The sequence below is a fragment of the Novosphingobium sp. Leaf2 genome, assembly GCF_001421325.1.
GTDB lineage: Bacteria > Pseudomonadota > Alphaproteobacteria > Sphingomonadales > Sphingomonadaceae > Novosphingobium.
This window is the reverse complement of record NZ_LMJY01000022.1, coordinates 18,071-36,659: the sequence shown is the minus strand read 5'-3', so window position 1 is coordinate 36,659 and position 18,589 is coordinate 18,071. Positions and strand designations below refer to the sequence as shown.

The following is an 18,589-nucleotide window of genomic DNA, read 5'->3' as shown; positions in this document are numbered from 1 at the left end:
GGCTCATGGGTGATAGAAGTCGTAGATCGTCTGCGCCACCGTGGCGCTGACGCCGGGTGCGCGTTGCAGATCCTCAAGGCTGGCGGCGCGCACTTTTCCGGCAGTGCCAAAGTGCAGCAGCAGCGCGCGTTTACGAGCCGGGCCGATGCCGGGAATCTCGTCTAGCGGGCTGGCGCTGATCGCCCGGCTGCGCTTGGCGCGGTGCGCGCCGATCGCGAAGCGGTGGACCTCGTCGCGCAGGCGCTGCAGGTGGAACAGCACGGGCGAATTGACCGGCAGCATCTTTTCGCGGCCATCGGGAAAGTGGAACACCTCGCGCCCCTCGCGGCCGTGATGCGGGCCCTTGGCGATGGCGATCAGCGGCACGTCTTCTATGCCCAGTTCCTCCAGTGCGTCTTTAACCGCGTTCATCTGCCCCTTGCCGCCGTCGATCAGTACCAAGTCCGGCCAGGTTCCCCCCTGCCGTTCCGGGTCTTCCTCCTGCACCCGCCCGAAGCGGCGGGTCATCACTTCGCGCATCATCGCGTAATCGTCATCGGTTTGCGCGGACTTGATGTTGAACTTGCGATACTGGTTCTTGATGAAGCCTTCCGGCCCCGCCACGACCATCGCCCCCAGCGCCTTGGTGCCGGAGATATGGCTGTTGTCGTAAACCTCGATGCGCTGCGGCACGTCGGGCAGTTCGAGAAATTCGGCGATTTCACGCAGCACTTTGGCTTGGCTGCCACGCTCGGCAAGCCGGCGATCGAGCGCTTCCACCGCGTTGCGGGTGGCCTGTGCGATCAGGCGGCGGCGGCTGCCACGCTGGGGGACGGACAGCTCGACCTTGCCGCCCGCGCCTTCGCGCAGCGCCTCGCAGATGAGATCCGCTTCGGGCAATTCGCGGTCCACCAGTATGCAGCGGGCCGGCGGCACTTCCTCGTAGAACTGGGCGAGGAAACTTTGCATGACCTCCTCCTCACTGAGCCCTTCGGTGTGGGTGGGGAAGAAGGCGCGGTGGCCCCAGTTCTGGCCGCCCCGGATGAAGAAGGCCTGCACACCCACTTGCCCGCCCTTGCTGGCCATCGCGAAGATGTCGGCGTTATCGAGCCCCTCGGCGTTTATCGCCTGGCTGCCCTGGATAAACGTGGCGGCGCGCAACCGGTCGCGCAGCATGGCGGCGCGTTCGAAATCAAGGTCTTGCGCGGCCTGCGCCATCTGCACCTCGATCTTGCGCTGCACGGCGCTGGAGCGCCCGCCCAGAAAGTCCTTCGCCTCCTGCACCAGCTCCGCATAGGCGCCTTCCTCGATCCGCCCGACGCACGGCGCCGAACAGCGCTTGATCTGGTAGAGCAGGCACGGCCGGTCGCGCCGGGAAAAGAAGCTGTCAGTGCAGCTGCGCAGCAGGAACAGCTTTTGCAACGCGTTCACCGTGGTGTTGACGGAGCCGGCGCTGGCGAACGGGCCATAGTAATCGCCCTTGGCCTTGCGCGCGCCGCGGTGCTTCATGATCCGCGGAAAGGCATGATCGGCGCGCAGCAGGATGAAGGGGAACGATTTGTCGTCGCGCAGCAGCACGTTGTAAGCGGGGCGATAGCGCTTGATGAGTTGCGCTTCGAGCAGCAGCGCCTCGGCCTCGGAATTGGTGGTGACGATCGTCATCGAGCGGGTCTGGCTGACCATCCGCTGCAGGCGGCCCGGCAGGCGTTCCCACTGGGTATAGTTGGCGACGCGGTTCTTCAGCGCGCGCGCCTTGCCCACATAGAGCACCTCGCCGCGCGCATCATGCATGCGGTAAACGCCGGGCTTGGGCGGCAAGGTTCGCACCGTGTCGCGGATCACGGTCACGCCGGCCTGAAGGTCGGGCTGGTCGGAGCCGCGAATGGTCGTGGTCGCCCGGTCCTCGTTGAACCGTTCGAGCCCTTGGGGATTATCGGGAGTGCCGGCAGGTGTTCGCGCCATGTTCGTGCAGATAGGGCATCGCGCGGCGGATCGGTAGACCCGGACCGCCGCTATCCGCAGAACATCGCGATCAGAACCCGTTGCCTCAGAACACCTTGCGCAAGTCTATGCCCAGCACCCGGCCTTGCGGCGTGCGATAGGCCGGCTGGTAGGCCAGCGGGGTGAGCCCGTTCTGGTCAGTCACCCGCTGGCGGGAATCGAGCAGGTTGTTGGCGACCAGTGAAAGGCGCGCACCCTTCAGGAATGGCATCTTGGCAACCAGCGCCTCGTTGCGGCCCAGATCGGCGAACAGGCGCAGCGATACGTCGAACGTGCTGCCGAACCGCAGGTTCTGGCTGGTGCCGTTGACGCGTGCGGGCGATTCCCACTCGGCCTTCAGCCGCAGGCCATAGCCGTTCTTGAACAGACCGCCTTCCGCCTCGATGGCATGACGCGGCACGCCGCCCGCGGCGATCGCATCCCCGTTCAACTGGTCAAGGACCGGGACGCCCGGTGCGATGCTGACCGTGTCGGTGAAACGCCAGGTGTGATAGACGGACAAGTTCCAGCGACTGCCCCGGCCACCAGGGCCGCCCGGCCCGCCGCCCGGTGGACCACCCATGCCAGGGCCGCCCATGCCGCCACCCGGTCCGCGTCCACCGCCAAGCCCGGCGGTGTGGATGCCGCTTCCGCCCGGTCCGTTTCTGTCCCGGGAAGACGAAGGCGGCGGTGGAGGTGGCGGCGGTTCGTCAGCACCTGGTGGCGGCGGCGGCATGCCACCAGCCGGCGCGCCGTCCGTCGTGCAAAACCGCGCGCGCATCGTCGCCAGCTTGTCGGGATCAATCTTGCCATCCGGTCCCAACAGCCGCTCGCGCATGCGTTCAGGCAGACTGGCTACATCAGGTGGGCCGCTGGTATTGGCGCAAAGCGCCGCCCGTATCGCTTCGAAGCGCTGCGGATCCATCGGACCGCGCTGGCCCTGCGCCTCGCCGCTGCCCGGCGCACCGCCATCGGCAGAGCAGGCACGCTGTTTGAACGCGGCGAGTTTGGCAGGGTCGAGCTTGCCGTCAGCGCCCATCATCCGCTGGCGCAGGCCTTCGGGCAGCGTCGCAGGATCGGGGTCTGCAGCACCGGGTGCGCACAATTGCTGGCGCAGCGCGGCGAAGCGGGCAGGATCGAAATGGCGACGTTCGCCTTGCGGGCCAGCACCCGGAACGCCGGTTGGCTGCCCTTCCGTGGCGGCGCCCGGCATCGGGCCGTTAGGGCCGGTTACGGGGGCAACAGGCGTGTCCGCATTACGCGCCATGCGCATGATCGAAGCGCCACCGCCACGCCCGGATCCTTCGGCAGCCGTCGATGCACTTGAACCAAGGCTGCCGGAAATGTTGAAGCCCCACCGCAACGACGATGTGCGCACATCGCTGAACGTCACCGCCCGCTGGTCGATGGCCAGCAGGTTCCCCGCATCGTCGCGCGTCACGCGATCCGCAAACGCGGATTCGATGGCGGATGTAAGGAGCGGGAACGATTGCGTGACATTGCTCGAATGATTGCGAAAATATTCGACCAGGATGTTGGACCGCTGGAAGAATGGCAGCTTCCATTGCGCGGATATTTTCCAGTCGCGCTGGGTTTCTGCCTTGAGGTTGGGGTTGCCGCCGCTGGTCGTCGTCACCAGCGCGGTCACGCCCTTATTGAAGTCGTAGACCGGCACGTTGTAAGTCAGGATCGTTGGCGATGATAGCTGCGACAGCTTGGGCGCCGCCTGCGCAACGATGTAGCTGGCCTGGAAGGTCAGCGTGCTGGTGGGAGACCAAGTGGTGCCCACGCTCCAGTTCGTCAGCGTGCCGAAATCGGAAAGTTGGTCGAGCCCGGCGCTGAGATTCAAAGTGATGTCGCCAACCGCGCCCAGGAAATCGTCCGCCTTGCTGGTGAGCGGGAGGGCCAGATTGACGCCGCCCTGCACGTCGCCCCGCGTCAGCGAGACCGAACCCAGCGTATTGCGCGAATTCTCGTTCCACGTCTGGTCGTAGATGTAGCCGCCCTTGACGGTAAGGTTCGCATCGCCCGCCGGCATCCGGAACGGCTTGCCGGTCAACGTGGCCAGGTTGGAAATGCTCAGTTCGCGGTTGCGGGCAACGTCAACCCCGGCACTGGCCACGGTGGGAAGTGCGCCGGCGATGTCCAGTTGGCCCGCCGCCGCAGCCGCCACCAGCTGTTCGGTGTCCCGGCGCCGGTCGGTGCGGGTGATCGCGTCGGTGTAGACCGGGTTGGAGGTGGCGTTGAACTGCCACTGGCCGAACATGGTGTTGTAGCCAAAGCCACCCTCCACCGTATTGGTCAGCGTGCGGCTGGCCAGCGGATCGGGCAGCGTGCGGCGCAGCGTGGTGCCATCGTATCCCAGCGACACGGTATCCAGCCCCGAAAGCGCCGTGGTGAGTGAGCGGGTATAGCCGCCCGTGGCGGTGATGGAGCCGCCCAGACCCTTCTCGCCCAGCCCCTGCGTCATCGAGCCTTCCAGCGTCAGCTCGGAATCGTCAGGCAGCAGCGAGCGATATTGCCCCGGATTGAGGTCGCTCGCCACTTGCGACACACGCGACGGATCCTGCGTGATGTCACGCTCCGCCTCGGTGAGCATGCTGGTATTGTCCAGCTTGCCGTTGATATTAAAGCGGCGCGGGCCGGCGATTTTGAACAGACCGCCCTGCAATTCGTAATTGTCATAGCCGCCGCGCGTGGGCCGGTTGTATTCGCCCGCGGCGGTGACGGCGTTGAACTTGTCCTTCAGGATGATGTTCACCACGCGCTGGTCCGGCGAATACCCGAAGCGCAGCGCCACTTCTTCGGGCAGCACTTCGACGCGACGGATCGCTTCCGGCGGAATGCCGCGCATTTCGCGGAAGCTGGCAATGCGCTGGCCGTTCAGCAGGATCACCGGCGAGCCGCTGCCGCGCCCGCGACCGCTGCCCGTCTCCGGCGAAATCGCATCGAGCAATTCCTCGATCGAACTTACACCGTAGGATGCGATATCCTCTTCGGTGAAGACCGCGACCGGCGGCTGCGGCGCATCGATTTCGCCCACGATGCGCGGCGCAGTCACGATGATGTCGCTGCCCTTGACCGTGATCGGCGGCGTCTCCGCCTTGCCGGCGTTCGCCGCGTCCGCGCGCTGTGCCTCGGCAGCGGACGCGACGCCGGGTGCCGAAAGGCAGGCAACAAGGCTGATCAAAGGTAAGGAACGCAAGCTGCAATCTCCGCCAAGGGTGCATCTGTGTGTAAAGTTATGCCGTTCCCCTGACCGCGCTATTGCAGGTGCACATTGCGGGCAGCAACCCGTGGCAGGGTATCATTTTGTCGCAGTCAAGTTGCCCGCAGATGAACCGCCAAGGCTTCCCTTCGCAGCGCGGTATCGTTATGGGCGCAGCCGGGAAAAGCGTAGCAGCGGGCATCGTCGTCAATGGCGAAAGAAGAACTCCTGGAATTGCGGGGCCGGGTGGTAGAACTGCTGCCTAACGCCATGTTCCGGGTCGAACTGGAAAATGGTCATGAAATCCTTGGCCATACGGCCGGGAAAATGCGCAAGAACCGCATTCGGGTTCTGGTCGGCGACGAGGTGCTAGTGGAGCTTACCCCATACGATCTTACCAAGGGCCGCGTGACGTATCGGTTCATGCCCGGGCGCAGCGGCCCTGCGCCGCGCTGACATGGCCGTTTTAGCGTGATCACAAAACCATCACCGCCGCTGATCCTGGCGTCCGCCAGCCCGCGCCGCCATGAACTGCTGGGCCGGCTGGGGCTGTCGGACTTTTCCGTCAACGCTGCTGATATTGACGAGACACCCGCCGCGCGGGAAACGCCGCGCGACTATGCCCGCCGCATGGCGCGCGAAAAGGCACTGGCGCTGCCTGCGGGTGAGACGTTCGTGCTGGCGGGCGACACCGTGGTCGCCGTGGGCCGGCGGATACTGCCCAAGGCAGAGGACGAGGCAACCGCCAGAACGTGCCTCAGCCTGCTATCCGGACGCCGCCACCGCGTGCTGTCCGCAATCGCCTTGCGCGCGCCAGATGGTACTTTGCGCGAACGCCTGAGTGAAACGGTGGTGCGCTTCAAACAAATGTCCACGCGTGAACTGGACGCGTACATCGCGGGCGGCGAATGGGAAGGCAAAGCCGGCGGCTATGCCATCCAGGGCAGCGCCGAAGGGCTGATTGCGTGGATTTCGGGCAGCCATTCGGGCGTGGTGGGCCTGCCTCTGTTCGAAACCCGGGCCTTGCTACAATCGGCGGGTTTCCCGCTTGGCTGACGCCGCCAATGGCTGGTTCATCGAAGACGGCATCGGCGAGAGCCGCGCCGTCCTGATGCGCAAGGGTCGGGTGGCGGCTGCCCGGCTGGTCTGGACGGGCGCCGTGCAGGCCGGCGAAGTGGCCGACGCCGTGCTGGTGGCCAAACGTTCCGGCGCGTCACGCGGCACCGTGCGTTTCCGGTCTGGCGAGGAAGCGCTGGTCGATGGGCTGCCGCCGTCAGCCAGTGAAGGGGCGCCCTTGCGGGTGATCGTCACGCGCGCGTCGATCGCCGAGACGGGGCGGCTCAAGCAGGCCCAGACGCGCGCCTGCGATCTGCCGGTCAGGCCTGCGCCGACTTTGGCGGAAAACCTGCGCCATGATGGCTTTCCGGTACAGGTGGTGCGGCGGTTTCCTGACGACCCGTGGCCCGAGATCATGGCCGAGGCGGCGGACGGCGTGATCGATTTCGATGGCGGCACGCTGATCGTGACGCCCACCCCGGCCATGACCCTGATCGACATCGACGGCACGTTGTCTCCGCGCGCCCTGGCGCTGGCGGCGGTGCCCGCAATCGCGCAAGCCGTAGCCCGGCTGGACCTTGCCGGATCTATAGGCATCGATTTCCCTTCTCTGGAGAGCAAGGCAGATCGCCGCGCGGTGGACGAGGCGCTGGCAAAGGCGGTGGAGCGCTGGCCCCATCAACGCACCGCGATGAACGGCTTCGGGTTCGTGCAGCTGGTCGCCCGGCTCGATCGTCCCTCGCTAATCCAGCGGGTGCGCGCTGCGCCCGCCAGCGCGGCCGCCCGGCTGCTGCTGCGTCAGGCCGAAGCGGTGGCGCAGCCCGGCACGCTGCTGCTCATCGCCCATCCCGCCGTCCGCGCCGCCATGAAAACCGAATGGCTTGAGGAACTGCGCCGGCGTACCGGCCGCGACGTGCAGTGGCAGGAAGATCGCCGCCTTGCGCTCATGAGTGCAAGCGCGCAGGCTGTAGCGTCATAACGAGATTTCCCATGACCCGATCCGAACGCAAGTGCCCCATCTGCGGCAAACCCAGCACACCTGATCATACACCGTTCTGCTCAAAGCGGTGCCGCGACCGCGATCTGCTGCAGTGGCTGGGGGATGGCTACGCCCTGCCCGGCCCCAGCGCTCCGCCAGACTACCCGGACAATCCACAGGACGATTGAAATGGGTGGGTCATTTTGGGGTTGCCAAGGCTGGCCCGCTTCGCCATAGGCCCGCCACCAACCGCTCGCCGGTCCGCCTGGACCCGCAGCCGATACGATGCCCGGGTAGCTCAGTTGGTAGAGCACGTGACTGAAAATCACGGTGTCGGCGGTTCGAATCCGTCCCCGGGCACCACTCGTTGGTTCCTCCTTAAATGCCGTGTCGCCGCATCTTCAGCCTTAGTGGTTTCGCATAAGCTCCGGCGAGCAGCCCGCTTTGCGTCATCCTCGGTTTTTGGCGCATTGAAATCATACTATCCGTTCGTAGCGAATTCCCGCGACAGCATGATGACCGCAGAAACACAGCAGCAATAGGCGCAGGATCCGCAACAAAATCCGCGTGAACAGGTTTGCCAAACGGCGGTAGCCTTTGGTCTCAAATTGTCGCAGACAGCTGCTGACAGCTTGCGGGCTGGCAACTTTGCTTCGATAGGCCACAGTTCGACCTAAAGGTGTGCAATTTTGGAAATGACCTCAACCAGGGCCATTCGCTGGCGGCGCGAACGGCTCCTGCCTCTGATGCTGATGGCGACGATTCCGTTGGCTGCCTGTTCCGGCAAACAGGACACGGATCAGTCAAAGAACAAGACCGCGCAAGTGGGCTACATCGTGGCCGACCAGTCCTCCGTTCCGGTGGCGGTGACGCTCAACGGCAGGACGGTCGCGTTTGAGAAGTCCGAGGTGCGGCCCCAGGTTTCCGGCGTGATCCTGCGCCGTTTCTTCACCGAGGGCGGTCTCGTCAAGGCCGGACAACCGCTGTTCGAAATCGATCCGCGTCTGTACCGGGCCCAGGTCAACCAGGCGCAGGCGAACCTTGCCAGCGCCAAGGCTACGGCGGACGCGGCGATCGTGAAGGCCAACCGCTATCGCCCGCTGGCCGAAATGGAAGCCGTGGCCAAGCAGGACTATACCGATGCGCTGGCGCAGGCCCGGGTCGCCAAAGCTGCCATCGCTCAGAATGCGGCAACGCTGGACACCGCGAAGATTAACCTGCGCTTCACCACGGTGCCCGCCCCGATCAGTGGCCGCATCGGGCGTCAGCTGTTCACCGTGGGCGCACTGGCCAGCGCCAGCCAGACCGATCCGCTCGCGGTGATCCAGCGGCTTGACCCAATCTATGTCGATATGCAGCAATCAGCGGCGGACTTGACCAACCTGCGCCGACAACTGGCCGCAGGCGGGGTCGATCCGGGCAGCACGCAAGTTCATCTGACGCTCGATGGCGGCAATCGCTATCCACAGGCCGGCGTCGTCCAGTTTTCCGAAGTGACCGTCGATCAAACCACCGGCACGGTGACCCTGCGCGCCAGGTTCCCCAATCCTAACGGTCTGCTGCTGCCTGGCATGTTCGTCACCGCCAGCTTCGATCAGGCGACTGACCCCAACGCGTTCCTGATCCCGCAGAACGCCGTCCAGCGCGATTTCGATGGCTCGGCCTATGTCATGCTCGTCGGCCCTGACAACAAGGCGATGCGGCGCAAGGTTACCGCCGATCGCACGTACCAGATCTACGCCGTGGTCACGGCGGGCCTGAAGAACGGCGACAAGGTCATCACCCAGGGCCTGAACGGTCTGCGTCAGGGCGCCGCGATCAAACCTGTCGCCAGCACCGCGCCGCAGAAAATCGCGCCGCCCAGGGATGGCGACAGCAAGCAGGGCGCCGCCGGCGCGCCTGCCAACAAGGGCGGTTGATCGCGCATGTCGCGTATATTCATCGATCGTCCGATCTTCGCGTGGGTTCTGGCGATCATCGTCATGCTGGCGGGCCTCGGCGCGCTCAATTTCCTGCCTAACGAGCAATATCCCGATATTGCACCCACCCAGGTCAACATTCGCGCGACGTATCAGGGCGCGTCCGCCCAGACGATCGAGAATTCGGTGACCCAGATCATCGAGCAGCAGCTGACCGGGATCGATGGACTGATCTACTTCAGCTCCACCTCCAGCAACCGTGGGCAGGCCACGATCAGCGCGGTGTTCGCCAAGGGCACCGACCCCGACATCGCGCAAGTCCAGGTCCAGAACAAGGTCCAGTCCGCGATCCCGCGCCTGCCGCAAGCCGTGCAGAGCCAGGGCGTAACGGTCACCAAGTCGAACCCGGACCAACTGCTGCTGGTGGGGGTGTATGACCAGACCGACACGCGGTCCAATCAGGACGTTTCCGATTATCTGACCTCAAACATCCAGGATCCGCTTTCGCGCGTGCAGGGCGTGGGTGACGTGAACGTGTTCGGTGCGCCGCACGCGATGCGCATCTGGCTCGATCCGCGCAAGCTGGCAGCCGTGGCGCTGATGCCGAGCGATGTCACATCTGCCATTCAGTCCCAGAACACCGAAGTGGCTGCCGGCGAAATCGGAGGTCTGCCCGCTGCCGACAAGCAGGCGATCAACGCGGTGGTGACCGCCGGATCGCGCCTGCAGACGGCCGACCAGTTCCGGCAGATCGTGGTGAAAACCAACACCGACGGCTCTACCGTAACGATCGGCGATGTCGCGCGCGTCGAAATCGGCGCGGACAACTACAGCACGATCAGCCGCGTGAACGGTCATCCGGGCGCTGGTATCTCGGTGTCGCTTTCGCCCGGCGCTGATGCTCTGGCCACTGCCGAAGCAGTCAAGGCGCGGATGCAGGATCTGGCGAAGGACCTGCCGGACGGGCTGGCCTACAGCTACGCAAGCGATTCCACCGACTTCATCAAGCTTTCGGTAGAAGAAGTGGAAAAGGCCCTGCTCGAGGCGATCGTGCTGGTCGTCATCGTGATGTTCGTGTTCCTGCAAAGCTGGCGCGCCACTTTGATCCCCGCGATCGCGGTGCCGGTGGTGCTGCTCGGCACGTTCGCGGTATTCTATGTCGTCGGGTTTTCGATCAACACGCTGACGCTGTTCGGGCTGGTGCTCGCCATCGGTCTGCTGGTCGACGACGCCATCGTCGTGGTCGAAAACGTGGAGCGGTTGCTTGAGGAAAATCCGGGCATGAGCGCCCGCGATGCCACTATCAAGTCGATGGAGGAAATCCAGGTCGCGCTGGTGGCCATCGCCCTCGTACTGTCGGCGGTGTTCCTGCCGATGGCATTCTTTGGCGGTTCTACCGGTGTGATTTACCGGCAATTCTCTCTGACAATCGTGACCGCGATGGTGCTTTCGGTGCTGGTGGCGCTTATCCTCAGCCCTGCGCTTACCGCTACCCTCCTGAAGCCCAAGGTGCCCGAAGACGAGCGAAAGCCCAGTTGGATCGAGCGGCGCCTGCCGTGGCTTGCGCGGGGTTGGGAAAAATTCCACGTCTGGTTCAATGGCACGTTCGAGCGTACGACCGACGCTTACGTTCGCCGGGTGCAGGGCACCGTAGACCACAAGTGGCGTTGGCTCGGCCTTTTCGTGGTGACCTGCGCCATCACGTTCGTCCTTTTCCAGCGCCTGCCCAGCGGCTTCCTGCCCAATGAGGACCAGGGCAACGTCATCGTGCAGTGGCGCCTTCCCGCCGGCACGCCCCGATCGCGCACGGAAGAGGTACAACGCGCCGTCGAAAAGTATTTCATGACGTACGAGAAGAACAACGTCGCCGGAATGTTCACTTTGTCCGGTGGCGGTCAGGGTGCTTCGGGTCAGAACAGCGGCCAGGCGTTCATCACCTTGTCTGACTGGAGCGTGCGCACGGATAAAGCTAACAGTGCACAAGCCATCGTGCAGCGCGCTACGGGGGCATTCCGCAGCTTGCGCGATGCGCAGATCTTCGTGCTGATCCCCGGCGCGGTGCGCGGCTTGAGCAGTTCGTCCGGGTTCACCATGGAATTGCAGAACGCCACCGGCCTCAGCACCCAAAAGTTCGCCGACGCGCGCGAAAAGCTGCTCGCGGACGCGGCCGCAAACCCGCAACTCTCCGGCGTGCGCCTCAGCAACCTGCCGGATGTGTCCACCCTCAAGATCGACACCGACACCCGGGCATTGACTGCGTATGGCCTCACCGCCGCCAACGTCAATTCAACGCTGTCGACGGCATGGGGCGGCAACTACGTGAACGACTTCATCGATAACGGCCGCGTGAAACGGGTCTATGTGCAGGGCGATGCGCCTTTCCGGTCTCGCCCGGAGGATCTGGCGCAATGGTTCGTGCGCGGCTCCAACGGGCAGATGTCGCCTTTCTCCGCGTTTTCGACCATCGGCTGGTCTACCGCTCCCAGTTCAACCTCGCGCTTCAACGGCCTGCCCGCGTTCGAATACTCGGGCGACGCGGCATCGGGCGTCAGCTCGGGCACGGCAATGACCGAGATGGAACGACTGGCCTCCAAGATACCCGGCGTCAGTGTGGCCTGGGCCGGATCGTCGTATCAGGAGCGTTTGTCCTCCGGTCAGGGACCGGTGCTGTATGCCCTTTCCCTGCTGGTGGTGTTCCTGTGCCTTGCCGCCTTGTACGAAAGCTGGTCGATCCCGGTGGCGGTGATCCTGATCATTCCGCTGGGTCTGCTGGGCGCCATCGTTTTCGTGACCCTGCGCGGGCTGGAAAACGACGTCTATCTGCAGATTGGCCTGCTCACCACCATGGGACTAGCAGCGAAGAACGCGATCCTGATGATCGAATTTGCCGAGCAGGCCGAGCGGCAAGGCAAGCGCGTAATCGATGCCGCGCTGGAAGCGGCCAAGATCCGCCTGCGCCCGATCCTGATGACCAGCTTTGCATTCATCTTCGGCGTGCTGCCGCTGGCGCTGGCGACCGGCGCGGGCGCCAACAGCCGCGTGGCCATCGGCACCGCGGTAGTCGGCGGGATGCTGACCGCCACGCTGCTGGCGATTTTCTACATTCCACTGTTCTTCGTGCTTGTGCGCCGAGGCGTGCGCGATGGTCTAGCAAAGGTGCACGAACGGATCGGTCAGCGCCGCCGCAAGGCCGGACGGACGAGCGGAGAAACCACATGAAGCGCGTGATGCTTGCCCTGCCGGTACTCCCGGCGCTGGCACTGGGCGCATGCTCCCTCGCCCCGAAGTATGTCCGGCCCGCGCCGCCGGTTGCCGCTTCGTGGCCGGCCGGCGACGCCTATCTGGTGCAAAGCGAAGCCGCCCTGCCCGCGGTCTCCTACCGCGATATTTTCCGCGATGCACGGCTGCAGGCGCTGATAGAGCAAGCCCTGATCAACAACCGCGACTTGCGCGTGGCGGCGGCGAATCTGGCGGCAGCCCGGGCGCAAGTACGCGTGACACGGGCGAACCAGTTCCCTGAAATCGGGATCAGCGGCTCTGCCACCCGCACCGATCGCGGCAGTACGAACAGTGGCACATCAGGCTCGACCAGCGGGTGGAGCTATTCCGCCCAAGGTGGCGTATCAAGCTTCGAGCTGGATTTGTTCGGCAGGCTGGCAAACGCGACCGCAGCCGATCGCAATACCGCGCTGGCCACCGAGGCGGCAGCGCGCACAGTGCGGCTGGGCCTCGTTGCGGACCTTGCTCTGGCATGGGCCACGTACGCGTCTGACCGCGATCTGATGGCCATCGCCGAAGCCACCGTGACCAATGCGCAAGGGATCGTGCGGCTCACCTCCGCCCGGCTCAAGGGCGGGGTCGCGCCGCGCACGGACTTGCGCCAGGCCGAGCAGATTTTGGAAATCGCGCTCGGCGACGTGGCGCGGCAGAAAACGGCACTGGCGCAGGACGTGAACGCCATTCGCCTGCTGGTGGGGGCAGATTTCGACACCGCGCTGCTGCCGCAAAGCACCGCGCAAGTCACGCAAGGCCTTGGCGTTCTGCCGGCTGGCACGAGTTCGCTGGTTTTGCTGCGCCGGCCTGACGTGGTGGAAGCCGAATACCAACTGCGCGCGGCCAACGCCGATATCGGTGTTGCACGCGCGCAGCTTTTTCCCACCATCTCGCTCACCGGACTGCTCGGTCTGGCGAGCAACACGCTGTCATCCCTGTTTACGGGCGGCGCATTCACCTCGACCGTGGGCGCGGACGCCAGCTGGTCGATCTTCAACGCAGGCGGCAAAGTCGCTGCGGTCGATGTGTCCAAGGCCCGCCGCGATGCCGCGCTGGGAACGTACGAAAAAGCGATCCAGACCGCGTTTCAGGAAGTGTCCGACGCGCTGGCGGATCAAGGCACCTTGGCCGAGCGGCTGCGCGCCGCGCAGGCGAATACCGCCGCCGCGCAGGATTCCGCGCAACTGACCGAAGCGTCATACCGGGGCGGCATCGCCAGTTCGCTGGACAATCTTGATGCCCAGCGCAGCCTGTATTCTGCCCGGCAGTCCGAAGTTGCCGTGCGTCTCCAGCAGGCGAGCAACCGCATCACCTTGTACCGGGTGCTTGGCGGCGATCAGGCGACAGCACCGGCAAACTAAGCCCGAACGACGAGACGTGATCTGCCTGCAGAATGCGCCATATATGGCGATCTACGAATGTTTCGATTCCTTTACCGCGTTTGAATACTATCTGGATGACAGAGGCCTGGCCCTGGAACCAGCTGTTCGAATGCTGATTTCCGAATATTGCAAATACGCCCTTGACCGGACATGGTATTACTATCCCGATGCTCTACCGGCTAAAGCGCTTTCGCCGGAACAGCGAGATTCTAACGGTCATATAGACCGCAAGCTCTCATTCCCGCGGGAGGACATCTATCCCGATGGCCAGCTCACCGGTCAGGTTTGTCAGGAAGTCTGTGGAGCCGGTGCCGCATTCGTCTTCGCCACACGGGCTTTCCATAACGTCGAAGGCGCACCGTTCCACCTTTATTGCGATCATTTCGTCCGGGCGCGTGAGCGCACTGGTGATCGAACCCTCACACTGACACTCGACGGCGGGAGACATGTCGTGCCGGGGTCAGCCTTGTACGCCTGAGGCGCAGGATTTTGCCCGAAATTCGGCTCAGCATCGTGGGCTGCGACGCCGTACAGCCTCACGCAAGCACCGCCGACCGGATCGATTACGGCATTCCAGCCAATGGCCGGGTCGTACTGGCTTGGGACTAGGCGAATGAACCCAGAAGATGACTCCGGCGCGGTTGGGACGCAGGTCACGAAGACAACGCTGGGACCGATGACGCAGCGGCACGACTTGGGAACGCAGCGCGTGGCATTGCTCAATATCGACATGGGATCGCATCGAAGACCGACCTGTCGCTTTCGACCTTGGTCAATGACATACATGGCCAAAAGTCGTGAACCACGAGATGGCCTATTGAAGCGGGGAAAAGACCTTTGGGCGCTCGCGTACGGTCAATCCATCACGCACTATCGCCATCTTTTTCAGCGGTGCCTGGCTCGGCCATCTTACGATGTCGCTCTGCCAGAATGGCCGCGGGGCTGACATGGGCCAGGGCCGCCTGGATCTTGTTCTTCCACCCGGAAACAATATGAGCGTCGCCTTTCATCATCGCGCTCCAACCGTTTCTGGCGACGTCGGCGGGATCGCTTTTGTTGTCAGCCGCCCCCACGCTGGTATCGAGCATGTGCGCGCGATCGAAGAACTCGGTCTCGACCGGGCCGGGCATAAGCGTAGTGATGGTTACACCCTTGGCCTGCCTTATCTCATCGCGTAGCGCATCGGCAAAGCTGTCAACGAACGCTTTGGTGCCATTGTAGACAGCCTGGAAGCTCCCGGGGATGAAGCCGGCGATAGACCCGGTGATCAGTACTTTACCGTCATTGCGTGCCACCATGTCGTTGAGCACGCCCTGCAACAGATACAACGTACCGGTGATGTTGGTATCGATGACCCGGCGCCAATCCGCCACGTCCTGTTCCAGAAAGCCATGCCCCAACCCTCGCCCGGCATTCGCGCAGAGCACATCTACGCAACGCCCGCCAGCAGCGGCAAACAGGGCATCAACGCCCTGCAGCGTCGACAGATCGGCCTGCAACGTATCGACCGCTACGCCGTGACGCCGAAAGTCCTGCGCCGCTGCCTCGATCAGGTCTTCGTCGGCAACGACGAGAAGGTCATAGCCATTTTCCGCAGCAATGCTGGCCAGTTCGAAGCCGATGCCGGTGGAGGCACCGGTTACAATCGCAAATGGGTTGTTCACGCCGCCCTCCTATTCAGCTGCAATGGCGGTATCGGTGAAGCCAGGCTTGAGTACGACCTTGGTGACTTCGTTCTGGTTATCGTGGAACATCTTGTAGCCCTTGGGCGCATCTTCCAGGCCCATCCGGTGCGAGATCAGGAATGTCGTGTCGATCTTCCCTTCGACGATCGCATTGAGCAAGGCCGGCATATAATGCTGCACGCTGGTCTGTCCGGTCTTGAGCGTCAGACCCTTCTCCATGAAAGCCCCTAGCGGGAACTTGTCGACTATCCCGCCGTAGACAGCGGGCATCGATACGCGGCCACCCTTCCGACACGCGACTATGGCCTGACGGATCGAATGGATGCGATCCGTCCCCAGCATCAGGGACGCCTTGATCTGGTCCACCACGTTATCCACGAAAAAGCCGTGCGCTTCGAGGCCAACTGCGTCGATCACTGCATCGGGCCCGATCCCGCCAGTCATCTCCACCAGCGCTTCATACGTTTTGGTCTCTTCGAAATTGATCGTCTCGGCCCCAAACCTTTTGGCCAGTTCCAACCGGTGCGGGAAATGGTCGATCGCAATCACGCGTGCGGCTCCCATCAGGAACGCCGATTGTACCGCAAACAGTCCGACCGGTCCGCAGCCCCAGACCGCGACCGTGTCCCCAGGCTCGATATCCGCATTCTCGGCAGCCTGCCAGCCAGTGGGAAGAATATCAGACAGAAACAGAACTTCTTCGTCGTCGAGCCCATCTGGAATAACAATGGGCCCCACGTCGGAGAACGGCACGCGCACGTATTCCGCCTGGCCGCCGGCATACCCGCCGGTCAGATGACTGTAGCCGAACAGCCCGGACATCGGCTGACCATACAGCTCCATACCGATGTCCTGGTTGTCGGCCGGATTGCCGTTGTCACAGGCGGAATACTGGTGTTTGCCACAATGGTAGCAACTGCCGCACGCAATGGTGAACGGCACGACCACCCTCTGCCCCTTGGCGAGCGTAGATTGCGCGCCGGTCTCAACAACTTCACCCATGAACTCATGGCCCAAGATGTCGCCCGCTTTCATGGTCGGAATATAGCCGTCGTAGAGGTGCAAGTCGGAGCCGCAGATGGCGGTTGCCGTGATCTTGATGATCGCGTCGCGTGGATTGAGGATTTCGGGATCATCGACGGTATCGACGCGCACGTCGTGCTTGCCGTGCCAGGTAAGAGCGCGCATCAGGCTTTTTCCTCTTCAAGTTGCTTGCGGGTTCGCGACGAGGTCGCGATTTCACCCGCTTCCATCAGTTGCTTGAAACGCCGAAGGTCGCGGCGGGCCTGGATGGCGGGCTCGCGCTGAAACATTTTGGCGATCAGCTTGCCGACCAGGCCTGCGGGCGGATCATACACGATCGTGGCGGTAACTATCGTGCCGCGGTCCCCGGCGTCTCGAAACGCGATGCGGCCACTGTTGGGCACATCCGCATTTTCCGCAGATGCCCAGGCGATGAGTTCGCCCTCCCGCTCTTCGATAATGTCGGCATCCCATTCGACGGAGGTGCCGGCGGGCCCCTTGACCACCCAATGCGACCGTGTAGGCGAAAGGACGTCGACCCGCTCAACATTATCCATGAAGGTGGGTAATTGTGCGAAGTCACGCCAATAGGCGTAAAGCTCTGCACGGGGGCGGTTGATCGTTACAGTTCTACCGATCAGCGTTTCCCCCTTTATTTGCTCCCCTGTACCATTATCGGCGTCACGTGTCGCTTGCGATTTATCCGTAATGATTGGCGAATCGTCTTTAACGGTTGCCATTAATGCTCTCCATGTATTGGATAATTACCGGGTCTGTATTTACAAGACGGCAATTTATAGGAAGGGGGAACACCCCAGACATCAAGCCGTCGCCGGTGAATATCGCAAGTTAACTCTACTGAAGACTGGCGGTTACCTTTTGCCATGTACCGCCAAAGCTACCACCCGAGGCGGGCATCTCACGCGCCCTTGGCGCGCTGCTCCTCAGGATAATCTTCCGGCGTAACCGTGCTGCCCAACGCGCGATCCTTCAGTTTTGCCGGCTTTTGCGCGCTTTCGTTTTGCTTGTGCGGGTCGAATGAGTCCGGGCGCGCGTCACCCATCGGGCCGCGGGGGGTTTCAGGATCGCTGTTCGACATGGCTGTTTCCTTGATTTGGACAAACCGGGACGCGCATGGCGCCGCGTTCACATCAAGGAATCTTCCGGCAACGGTGTGCGTTCCGTGAAGGCAATCGAAGGTAACTTTCCGACCCTCCCGGTATCCCTTATCGAAATGCCCAGCGCAGCGTGCCCGCGACGCCGAGGGTGCCCGCCCGCACCAAAGAGGCGCGCATGGGTGAGGACGAAAGGCCATGCAGGTCGCGCGCCCAGCGCGGCAGCAGATCCACCCCGGCCTCCCCTGCAAGCCTGCCTGGGATGGCAGCGAAGCGATCGGATACGGGAGGACGCAAGATCATGTCGGCAACCTCGCGCGTGCGCGCATCCACGCTTAACGCCGGGCGCATCGTCGCGATCAGGCGATCCGCCTCCCTCACCGTGCGCGGCAGCGGCTGTGCACCCAAGGCGCCGCCTATCGCTGCCATTTCCGCGATGTACCGGTCCTGGTCGGCGCGCGACATCCAAGGCTCGCCATAGCGGATCCAGGCCGCCAGGAAGCTACGCACTTCGGTGACGTGCACCCACGCCAGCAGCGCCGGGTCGTTCGCGGCATACGGCGTGCTATCCGGCAGCCGCCCATGAACGCGATCATGAACCGACCGTACGCGTGCGATCAAAGCCTCAGCTTCCACCCGGTCTGCGTAGGTGGTGGTAGCGATGAAACGCGCGGTTCGCCGCAGCCGGCCATGCATGTCGGCTCGGAAATTGGAATGGTCCCACACGCCGGCCAATACCCTTGGATGGAGCATCTGCATCAACAGGCTGGCTATGCCGCCGGCCATCATTGCGGTGACATCGCCATGAACCCGCCAGGCGACCGATGTTGGCGCGAACATGGCATCGCCGCTTCTGACGACCGGCGCCTCGCCCCGCTCGCGCGCGTTAAACATGTCTACGACATGCTGGCGAATCGCGCGCTTTAGCGGGTTTGCTGTCGTGCTTCTTTCGCTCATGCGGCTTCAACGTGCCGCCATCGCGATGGCTCC

General features: G+C 63.5%; 15 protein-coding genes and 1 tRNA gene. 9 read left to right on the top strand and 7 right to left on the bottom strand.

Annotated features, from left to right (window positions below):
• Window positions 1–3: 3 nt before the first annotated feature.
• Together uvrC and ASE49_RS17045 are read right to left on the bottom strand one after the other, a co-directional pair.
• Window positions 4–1,941 (bottom strand): excinuclease ABC subunit UvrC, encoded by a 1,938-nt coding sequence (uvrC, locus tag ASE49_RS17050; RefSeq protein ID WP_056775387.1) that lies wholly within the window; start codon window positions 1,939–1,941, stop codon window positions 4–6.
• A gap of 85 nt (window positions 1,942–2,026) precedes the next feature.
• A complete protein-coding gene (locus ASE49_RS17045; protein WP_056775385.1) occupies window positions 2,027–5,164 on the bottom strand; it encodes a TonB-dependent receptor plug domain-containing protein in 3,138 nt (1,045 codons plus the stop codon).
• Window positions 5,165–5,377: 213 nt separating this feature from the next.
• On the opposite strand from ASE49_RS17045, the gene infA reads away from it, so the two are divergent.
• The 9 genes from infA (at window position 5,378) to ASE49_RS18410 (ending at window position 14,254) form a co-directional block, all read left to right on the top strand.
• Complete coding sequence (infA, locus tag ASE49_RS17040) at window positions 5,378–5,623, top strand: translation initiation factor IF-1 (RefSeq protein ID WP_056775382.1); 246 nt, start codon at window positions 5,378–5,380, stop codon at window positions 5,621–5,623.
• A 15-nt stretch (window positions 5,624–5,638) separates the two neighbouring features.
• Window positions 5,639–6,223, top strand: a complete 585-nt coding sequence (locus ASE49_RS17035) for a Maf family protein (protein WP_200922083.1) — start codon at window positions 5,639–5,641, stop codon at window positions 6,221–6,223.
• A gap of 55 nt (window positions 6,224–6,278) precedes the next feature.
• Entirely contained in the window at window positions 6,279–7,202 is a 924-nt protein-coding gene (locus tag ASE49_RS17030; RefSeq protein WP_056775624.1) for a ribonuclease E/G, read from the top strand.
• 11 nt (window positions 7,203–7,213) lie between these two features.
• A complete protein-coding gene (locus ASE49_RS17955; RefSeq protein ID WP_082456552.1) occupies window positions 7,214–7,390 on the top strand; it encodes a DNA gyrase inhibitor YacG in 177 nt (58 codons plus the stop codon).
• A gap of 99 nt (window positions 7,391–7,489) precedes the next feature.
• Window positions 7,490–7,565, top strand: a tRNA-Phe gene (locus ASE49_RS17025).
• Between the two features lie 383 nt (window positions 7,566–7,948).
• Window positions 7,949–9,121 carry an efflux RND transporter periplasmic adaptor subunit gene (locus tag ASE49_RS17020; RefSeq protein ID WP_056775380.1) on the top strand — a complete coding sequence of 391 codons (1,173 nt, stop codon included), beginning with the start codon at window positions 7,949–7,951 and terminating at the stop codon, window positions 9,119–9,121.
• A gap of 6 nt (window positions 9,122–9,127) precedes the next feature.
• A complete protein-coding gene (locus ASE49_RS17015; RefSeq protein WP_056775378.1) occupies window positions 9,128–12,340 on the top strand; it encodes an efflux RND transporter permease subunit in 3,213 nt (1,070 codons plus the stop codon).
• Window positions 12,337–13,755: an efflux transporter outer membrane subunit gene (locus tag ASE49_RS17010; protein WP_056775376.1), complete on the top strand. Its 1,419-nt coding sequence runs from the start codon at window positions 12,337–12,339 to the stop codon at window positions 13,753–13,755. Before ASE49_RS17015 ends, ASE49_RS17010 begins: the two co-directional genes overlap by 4 nt.
• Before the next feature lie 43 nt (window positions 13,756–13,798).
• Window positions 13,799–14,254: a hypothetical protein gene (locus tag ASE49_RS18410; protein WP_156370375.1), complete on the top strand. Its 456-nt coding sequence runs from the start codon at window positions 13,799–13,801 to the stop codon at window positions 14,252–14,254.
• Between the two features lie 385 nt (window positions 14,255–14,639).
• Here ASE49_RS18410 and ASE49_RS17005 read toward each other — a convergent pair whose 3' ends face one another.
• The 5 genes from ASE49_RS17005 to ASE49_RS16985 all read right to left on the bottom strand — a co-directional run bounded on the left by ASE49_RS17005 (window position 14,640) and on the right by ASE49_RS16985 (window position 18,556).
• On the bottom strand, window positions 14,640–15,440 hold the full coding sequence (locus ASE49_RS17005; RefSeq protein ID WP_056775374.1) for an SDR family NAD(P)-dependent oxidoreductase: 801 nt from the start codon (window positions 15,438–15,440) through the stop codon (window positions 14,640–14,642).
• 9 nt (window positions 15,441–15,449) lie between these two features.
• Window positions 15,450–16,649, bottom strand: a complete 1,200-nt coding sequence (locus ASE49_RS17000; RefSeq protein ID WP_056775371.1) for a zinc-dependent alcohol dehydrogenase — start codon at window positions 16,647–16,649, stop codon at window positions 15,450–15,452.
• Window positions 16,649–17,224: an SRPBCC family protein gene (locus tag ASE49_RS16995; protein ID WP_056775368.1), complete on the bottom strand. Its 576-nt coding sequence runs from the start codon at window positions 17,222–17,224 to the stop codon at window positions 16,649–16,651. The genes ASE49_RS17000 and ASE49_RS16995 overlap by 1 nt, the downstream gene beginning before the upstream one ends.
• Before the next feature lie 179 nt (window positions 17,225–17,403).
• Complete coding sequence (locus ASE49_RS16990) at window positions 17,404–17,583, bottom strand: hypothetical protein (protein WP_056775365.1); 180 nt, start codon at window positions 17,581–17,583, stop codon at window positions 17,404–17,406.
• A 127-nt stretch (window positions 17,584–17,710) separates the two neighbouring features.
• Entirely contained in the window at window positions 17,711–18,556 is an 846-nt protein-coding gene (locus tag ASE49_RS16985; RefSeq protein ID WP_056775362.1) for an oxygenase MpaB family protein, read from the bottom strand.
• Window positions 18,557–18,589 lie beyond the last annotated feature (33 nt).